Annotated in this window: 8 protein-coding genes; 7 read left to right on the forward strand and 1 reads right to left on the reverse strand. The window is 31.7% G+C overall.

The features are described from left to right. Positions 1-251: 251 nt before the first annotated feature. The 7 genes from A2U94_RS19620 (at position 252) to A2U94_RS19650 (ending at position 4463) form a co-directional block, all read left to right on the forward strand. Positions 252-1121 (forward strand): SU10 major capsid protein, encoded by an 870-nt coding sequence (locus A2U94_RS19620; protein WP_025908332.1) that lies wholly within the window; start codon positions 252-254, stop codon positions 1119-1121. 67 nt (positions 1122-1188) lie between these two features. Next, on the forward strand, positions 1189-1371 hold the full coding sequence (locus tag A2U94_RS19625) for a helix-turn-helix domain-containing protein (RefSeq protein ID WP_231882790.1): 183 nt from the start codon (positions 1189-1191) through the stop codon (positions 1369-1371). Between the two features lie 53 nt (positions 1372-1424). Next, positions 1425-2342 (forward strand): hypothetical protein, encoded by a 918-nt coding sequence (locus A2U94_RS19630; RefSeq protein ID WP_025908330.1) that lies wholly within the window; start codon positions 1425-1427, stop codon positions 2340-2342. Positions 2343-2391: 49 nt separating this feature from the next. After that, positions 2392-2577 (forward strand): hypothetical protein, encoded by a 186-nt coding sequence (locus A2U94_RS19635; protein ID WP_035320178.1) that lies wholly within the window; start codon positions 2392-2394, stop codon positions 2575-2577. Positions 2578-2642: 65 nt separating this feature from the next. Beyond that, complete coding sequence (locus tag A2U94_RS19640) at positions 2643-3656, forward strand: hypothetical protein (RefSeq protein ID WP_025908329.1); 1014 nt, start codon at positions 2643-2645, stop codon at positions 3654-3656. 214 nt (positions 3657-3870) lie between these two features. Then, positions 3871-4110: a hypothetical protein gene (locus A2U94_RS19645; protein ID WP_025908328.1), complete on the forward strand. Its 240-nt coding sequence runs from the start codon at positions 3871-3873 to the stop codon at positions 4108-4110. Then, on the forward strand, positions 4107-4463 hold the full coding sequence (locus tag A2U94_RS19650) for a hypothetical protein (protein ID WP_062954779.1): 357 nt from the start codon (positions 4107-4109) through the stop codon (positions 4461-4463). Before A2U94_RS19645 ends, A2U94_RS19650 begins: the two co-directional genes overlap by 4 nt. 75 nt (positions 4464-4538) lie before the next feature. Here A2U94_RS19650 and A2U94_RS19655 read toward each other — a convergent pair. Then, positions 4539-4978 (reverse strand): IS66 family transposase (locus tag A2U94_RS19655; protein WP_156482304.1); only part of this gene is annotated, 440 nt, incomplete at its 5' end.

A 4978-nucleotide genomic window follows, 5' to 3' on the forward strand; every position in this document is an offset into this window, starting at 1 on the left:
TCTATGCGCACTTCTTTTCGGACGTACTGACCCAGGTACAGCAGCTTTCCCTCAACTAAATCACCTTTTTAAAAAATCGAACCCGCACCAAGGGATCAGTCTGCCCAAAAACAGGTGAATCCCCATTTTTTAAGCATCAACCAGACTCCTTCACCTATTCATCCATTTGAAATTCACGAAAATTTAAACCATCGTGATCAAAAGTTGAAAAACGAAATGATTTTAGTTAGCTATGAATAATTCAGGTTATTATGTTTAAATCAACAAACTTTACAAAACTTGAGCAAGTATCATTAGCGAAAGAAATTGCGGTAATTGGCGTATCAGAATCACCTCTTACATCTATGTTAATGGCAAAAGGTAACATTGAAAAAGCACTTAGCACAGTTTATACGTGGAGAGAGAAAACACTTGATACTACTGGTGATTTATCAGCTGTTGAAGGTTCTGACGACATCCAATACTTTGAAACAGCACGTGCGGAACTTTCTAACATTCTTGAAATCTTCAAAAAGGGTGTTCAAATTTCAGGTTCAGCTGTTGCTATGAAATCAGGACAACTTGCTGAAGAGGTAGCAGATCGCCTTACAGAGTTAAAAATTTCAATGGAAAAGAAATTTATCATCGGTGTTAAAGCAGATGGTTCTGCAGCACCATTTAAACGTCAATTATCAGGTTTATTAGAATTTGCTGACCCTACAAACGCTGTAGAAGTAACAGGAGCAATCACAGAAGCAGACGTTAAGAAAGTAATGAGAAACTTGTGGGAGAAAGATTTAGGCGCAGGTAACTACTATGCATTTGTCAATGCTGATATCAAAGAAGACATCGACAATATCTACAAAGATCGCTACGGATATAACCACGTAACAACTTCATTCGGTTTGTTAGTAGATGAAATTGCTACTAACTACGGTAAAGTTCAATTCGTACTTTCTAAACATGTTCCAGCCGATAAAATGATTGTATTTAATGATGCTTACCTTGATATTGTTCACTTACGTGAAGCACACTTCGAACCTTTAGCAAAATCTGGGGATAACGTAAAAGGGCAGGTTATTGCTGAAAGCACATTAAAATTTGGCTCTAAAAAAGCATTTGCTGTAGTAACAGTATCTTAATACATAATCGGTAGGTCAGGTTCAACCTATTTTATTAAATCAAGTTTAAAAAGGGGAAATTTTAAAAATGATGAATGAAAAAGAATTTTATTTCTTAAAACGTAAACAGTTAAAAATTAGAATGATTGCATTGGCAAACTATATGAATTGTAGTCAATCTCTTATCAGTAGGTATGAGAATGGTCAGCGTTCATTATCTGAAATTAAACTTCAAAAATATAGAGAGTTTATCGACAACTATAAAACATAAAATTTAATCGAACGGAGTTGACAACGAGTGAATAACACATAAGGTCTCCTTGCTTGCTTATTTATAAGCTTCAAGGAGATTTTTTAATTTCTAAAACAAAATCGTATGTACTTGAATCAACACAAGGAGCAGATATGTATTATTTGCTTCTATTTATTATGAAAAAAGAAATTAGAGAATTATACCCTACATGGATTGATCAAACATTTTTAGAACACGATTTAATGCTTGGAAACGACATTGACTCTTTATTGAGCTGTAACTTGTTAGAAGAAATTACGAATGGAAAGTGGAATATCAACTATTTTTATGATTTTAAAAATTTCTATCGACACGAGAAAACAGATTTAAAACCAATTGGAGTTGATATGGCATTTAGTAAGAAAGTTAAATGTTTTGATAATCATGTAAGTAGGAAGAATGGATTTGAAGAATACAATAAATTTTGCGCTAATCCTAATCTTGCTCACGGTATTTCTCGGGATAATTATGCTAAAAAATATGGAATGTCTACATTGTTATTAATCATGGGATTATACGATATTCCATTACCAAAAGACGATTTATCAAAACAAATTTTATTATCTGTAGATGTAGGATTCAAAGGGCATTTTGTTGACTACTTTAAACCAATACATACAAATTGGCTTGAACGATTGGGCTTTACTGAATTAATTGATACTTTAAATAAGTATGATAAAAATCATTTTTACAATGTTTTATTACATTATGGCTTGAATGAAGATATCAAGATTAACCAAGATGGAAAAGTTTATACCAATATTGATTTATTAGGATTACAGAATAAGTTTGATTTTGAAATTGGTTTACCAGATCAGAAGTTTAAATTAATTAAAAGATGTAAATCAGCCAGTCATGATATTAATAAAAAGACCTTACCATCTAAAGATAAGTTAATTAGTTTAGCTTATACAGGTAAAAATTACATCAACTATACATACAAAGATTAAGCTGCGTTTAAAACGCGGCTTTTTCTATTTTTATTAGGAGGAATTTCAAATGTACAAAAATAAAAACTATTTCTTTTGCTATAACAAAAAGGTTTCTGACTTTTTAACTTACAAAGGCATTCGCTTTATTACCGTTGCACAAGACGTTAAAACTGGTAAGTTATTCAGTTTGTATGAAGTTAATGAGTGTCTTCAAGCTGCTTTAGACGAGTACAAAGCCCTAAATAACAAGTAAAACAGTGATTTTATATAAAATCTTATCCAATAAAAAATCCTATATTTAGTCGGAGGACATTAATCATGAATTATGAACAATTAAAAGAGTATTTAATTAGCAACGATGCTGAAACACAAACGTTTTTACCAAATGAAATATTCGAAGAGTTGAAAGTAATTGAGAATGTACAGCATCGAGCATTTGCCTATGCGTACATTTATTTAAACACTTATCTATGGAGATATGCTAAGTATGGAGATATTCCATATAAAGATTTAACGCAAGAAAAAATCAAAGAGATTTTAGGCAGAAAAGGTGATAACAGATTAAACTATCTGATTAAAAAAGATGGTTTACTGGAACAAATGAAATGGCTAGAGACAACCAATGATTTTCCAACAATTACTGAATGGAAAGAGGAGTATAAACATACTCTTGAGAATGGTAAGGACAGATATATCGGCTATTTGGAATTTACCATGCTATCTGATTGGATTGGAAATCCTTTTTGGGAAGATATTAAGCCGCCCAATAAATTCACTGTGAAAAAACCAATTAGATGTACATACCGATATCCTAATGATCAAGACATGATTGAAGAATATGATGATGGATATGAGGACGGTACATTTCATTTTGTTGATAATACACACAGAGTACCAATTGAAGTGTTCATTTATTGTATGAGTAAAAAAGAGGTAGGTATCAAAGGATTTTACATGTATTCTTATTTATTTGCAAAAAATCAATGTTTTGGTGCTTACGATAGAACACTAGTCGCTTTATCGCAAGATTTAGCTATTCCTGAGAAAACAATTGATAGATATTTAGATATAGTTAAAAAATTTAATATGGTTAAAGCTTTACATAACCAGAAGTTCTTTGTTGTTGGAATGAAAAAAGAAGACCGTAAAGCTAATACATATATTACCCAAAATATAGATGCTTTTACAGATACACCAATTGACTACAAGAAAATTGAAATCAAACCAAGACAAGAATATTTAGAAGAATTGAAACAAGAAGAAGAAAAGTTGAAAAAAGAAGAATTTGCGAAACGTGGGCAAGACATTCCATTAGAGCAATTACCGTTTTAATTTTCTATACCTGACAAAATGACGGTACATTAATATAAACCGATATTATATAAAGGTTAAGTTAATGTTAATTATTAGTTATTATTAATCAGTTATTATTAATCAGTTAAATATTAAACTTAAAATAATAAAAAATTACGATTAATATTTATATACCGTCAAAATGTCAGGTATGGAAAAATCAATTATTAAAATTAATCTTGGAGGAATCTTAATGGGGAATTTAACTCAATCAATTATTAAAATTGATGAAGGAATTACAGAAATAAATCAGTTATCTGAGAAGCTACATGAGTATAACAAAAGAGAAGTTAATCATGTAGATATGTTACTTCAAGCTATTCATGACCCAAGAAGTATTAACGATATTATGTCTGATATTCAAGAAAGTGTAAAAAGTAAAAGTATCTATTATAAACAAGCGTTAGAGAAGTTAAGAGGTGAGTTTATATGAACATTTATGACGCATTGAAACAAGTTGACGGTAAGAAAGCAGAATACTTCAAGTGGAAGCATGATTTGAGATTTAAGCGTAATCTTCCCAAAAAAACACAAGAAGAGTTTTTAAGATTTATTGACCGTAAGACATTAGATGGATTTATCAAATGGGAAAAGTCAGAAGAGTATAAAGCGTTACTATTGCTGATGCTAGGCACTCAAACGGCACATGATTTACATGAAGTGTATCAAGCAGTGCTAGAAAAAGCAAAGCAAGGCGAAGACGTAAATAATTTTATTAAGCTACATAAAGAAATTAATACAAGTTCTAAAGTTGCCCAACAGATTTTCAAAGTAAGCCCGAAATAAAAAACAGCGTACCTTCATGGTACGCATGATAAATAGCCGTATTTTTATGATTTTTTATCAAAAATACGGCCTCATCTATCTTCTATTACATGTTGCTTGAATCATTTTAGACCAAGGCATGTATTGATCTAGAATTTCAGGATTTTGATGGATGCCGATATTCGGTAGATCCGTCAAAAGTTTCTTTATATATTCATAGAAATCAATGCCATTACTTTTTGCAGTTTCTGCGATACTCAAACAGATGGCATTCGCTTTTGCACCGGTTTCACTAACACTAAAGAGCCAATTTTTTCGACCAATGACATTGGGGCGGATGGCGTTTTCGGCTGGATTATTATCAATCTCAATGCGGCCATCGTTCAAGAATGCTCTAAGCCCATTTGCTCGATTCAACGTATATTCAGCTGCCTTTGCGAGGGCATTTTTTCCGTAGAATGGTGATGTTTCAATCCAGTTAAGAAATTTGTCAACGATTGGCTTCGAGTATTTTTGGCGTTTTTTTCTGCGCTTGC

Source organism: Bacillus sp. VT 712 (assembly GCF_001614195.1).
GTDB lineage: Bacteria > Bacillota > Bacilli > Bacillales > Bacillaceae_H > Priestia > Priestia flexa.

Excerpts from the sequence above, each read along its gene's own strand:
- A2U94_RS19620 (WP_025908332.1), top strand. The coding sequence starts at position 252 with ATGTTTAAATCAACAAACTTTACAAAACTTGAGCAAGTATCATTAGCG.
- A2U94_RS19625 (WP_231882790.1), top strand. The coding sequence starts at position 1,189 with ATGATGAATGAAAAAGAATTTTATTTCTTAAAACGTAAACAGTTAAAA.
- A2U94_RS19635 (WP_035320178.1), top strand. The coding sequence starts at position 2,392 with ATGTACAAAAATAAAAACTATTTCTTTTGCTATAACAAAAAGGTTTCT.
- A2U94_RS19640 (WP_025908329.1), top strand. The coding sequence starts at position 2,643 with ATGAATTATGAACAATTAAAAGAGTATTTAATTAGCAACGATGCTGAA.
- A2U94_RS19645 (WP_025908328.1), top strand. The coding sequence starts at position 3,871 with ATGGGGAATTTAACTCAATCAATTATTAAAATTGATGAAGGAATTACA.
- A2U94_RS19650 (WP_062954779.1), top strand. The coding sequence starts at position 4,107 with ATGAACATTTATGACGCATTGAAACAAGTTGACGGTAAGAAAGCAGAA.